Here is a 2,308-nt window from a genome sequence, read left to right on the forward strand (position 1 = left end):
TTTTTAAACACTCTCTATTCTTCCATTTCGTGATTCCCTTCTTGTAGAACCCGTACGGATATGCTCTCTCGTACAACTCCTAATGTCAATCCAAGTTTAAATGTTCGACCTTGGAAAAATCTCCCACATCAATACACAGTTCATTTTTGACAACATTTCTTCTTGTTAGCTACTTTTCAACAGCATTGTGACGAGTTATGTAGTTGATATTCTTTCCTGTTTATTATGTAGTGGCCGAATTTGCTCCTCATCGACTTTATAACTAGGCTATTTTTTCCAAAAACAAAAGTCGCTAGATTTTTCTAACGACTTTGTTATTATACGCGTTCAACTTTGCCTGATTTTAGTGCACGTGCTGAAGCCCAAACTTTTTTAGGTTTACCATCAATCAAAACAGTTACTTTTTGAAGGTTTGGTTTAACTGCGCGTTTAGTTTGGTTCATAGCGTGTGAACGGTTGTTACCTGATACAGTCTTACGACCAGTGAAATAACATACTTTAGCCATTGTATCTTCCTCCTCATTTGATCAAATATATCGGATGTGCTAGCACCACATACCATACTATTCTAACAGAAAAGATTAGACTTGGCAAGAATTATTTTCATTTTTATTTTTTTAAAAGTATCTATACTCATAGGTAAATATTTTAATACTACAGTTTGCGCCCCATCCATAATTCTTCGTTCTCTAAGTTATTATGGTCATGAAAACTTTGGAGCGTTTTATATTTTAATTGTTCTCTGCTCACTTCTATCGTAGATTTCTTCATGGCGAAGAACTAGATCGAGCTTAATAAACTATATAATAAAAAGGATTCTCGAAAGAAAATCCTTTTTGGTTTAATCTAAGAAACTTATGCTTTGTTTGCTTGAAATCTGAGATTTCTTCGCAGTTACATTAAGCTTTGTTCGCTGAACCGAATACGTCGATACGCTCTTCAACAGATGCTTGGATAGCTTTCACGCCGTCTGCCAAGAATTTACGTGGGTCAAAGAGTTTTTTCTTATCGTATTCTGCTTCATTTGCTTCATAAGCTGCTGCAAATTTACGAGTTGCGTTTGCAAATGCGATTTGGCACTCAGTATTAACGTTAACTTTAGCAACGCCCAATTTGATTGCTGCTTGAATTTGCTCATCTGGAATACCTGAACCACCGTGCAATACGATTGGGAAACCTGGTACAGCTTCAGTCAATTTACGCAAGTGGTCAAGGTCAAGACCTTCCCAGTTTGCTGGGTATGGACCGTGGATGTTACCGATACCTGCTGCCAAGAAGTCGATACCAGTTGCAACCATTGCTACTGCGTCTTCGATTGGAGCCAATTCACCGCTACCTACGATACCATCTTCTTCACCACCGATAGTACCAACTTCAGCTTCAACTGAAATACCTTTAGCGTGTGCCAATTCTACAACCTCTTTTGCTTTTGCAAGGTTTTCTTCTACTGGAAGGTGTGAACCGTCAAACATAATAGAAGTGTAACCAACTTCGATACACTCAAGTGCATCCTCGTAGTGACCGTGGTCAAGGTGAATAGCAACCGGAACTGTAATGTTCATTGATTCAATCAAGTTTGCAATCAAGTTACGAGCTACTTTGTAACCGCCCATGTACTTAGCTGCACCCATAGAAGTTTGGATAAGAACTGGAGCTTGTTTTGCTTCTGCTGCACGCAAGATAGCTTGAGTCCACTCAAGGTTGTTTGTGTTAAATCCACCAACTGCATAACCGTTGTCACGCGCTGCTTGGACAAATTTTTCTGCTGAAACTAATGGCATTTCGATAGCCTCCTAATATTTTTTGAGGTTACACCTCATACTCTTCTATTCTACCATTTTTATTTTGAAAATGCTAGTTGAAACCGTCTAGTTTTGAGAAAAGTTTCACATATCTTTTCATGAAAGCTATAACAATACCCGTTTCGTATCATTCTTGTAATTTATGACCTAGCATATATCGTACTCTGCACTTATCTAGACAAAACAAAAGGACTAGCCTTAGCTAGTCCACTATGCGGAGAGTGGGACTTGAACCCACACGACCTAAAGCGGTCACAGGATCCTTAGTCCTGCGCGTCTGCCAATTCCGCCATCCCCGCTTAACACAAGAACTAGTATATCATTAGAAACTAGCCTTGTCAACACTTTTTTGAATTTTTATTTTTTATTTTTACTTTTTTTGCCAAATGAAAGTTCTATAATGAAGTTAGCCACCTTACCTTAGTCAAGAATTAGATGTTTCACTATGTTTGAGTAAGTTGATGATTTCATTTGATAACAGGTTTGAAGCTGTTAGGCTAGGTGGC

2 protein-coding genes and 1 tRNA gene are annotated in these 2,308 nt (G+C 38.3%); all 3 read right to left on the reverse strand.

The window, feature by feature from the left end:
- Positions 1-317: 317 nt before the first annotated feature.
- The 3 genes from rpmB to K5Q29_RS09315 all read right to left on the reverse strand — a co-directional run bounded on the left by rpmB (position 318) and on the right by K5Q29_RS09315 (position 2,101).
- Entirely contained in the window at positions 318-506 is a 189-nt protein-coding gene (gene rpmB, locus K5Q29_RS09305) for a 50S ribosomal protein L28 (RefSeq protein WP_001140948.1), read from the reverse strand.
- Positions 507-899: 393 nt separating this feature from the next.
- Positions 900-1,781 carry a class II fructose-bisphosphate aldolase gene (locus tag K5Q29_RS09310; RefSeq protein ID WP_053867179.1) on the reverse strand — a complete coding sequence of 294 codons (882 nt, stop codon included), beginning with the start codon at positions 1,779-1,781 and terminating at the stop codon, positions 900-902.
- A gap of 234 nt (positions 1,782-2,015) precedes the next feature.
- Positions 2,016-2,101 (reverse strand) — tRNA-Leu (locus tag K5Q29_RS09315).
- Between the last annotated feature and the right edge of the window lie 207 nt (positions 2,102-2,308).

This window comes from Streptococcus sp. 2018037, assembly GCF_019754195.1.
Lineage (GTDB): Bacteria > Bacillota > Bacilli > Lactobacillales > Streptococcaceae > Streptococcus > Streptococcus hashimotonensis.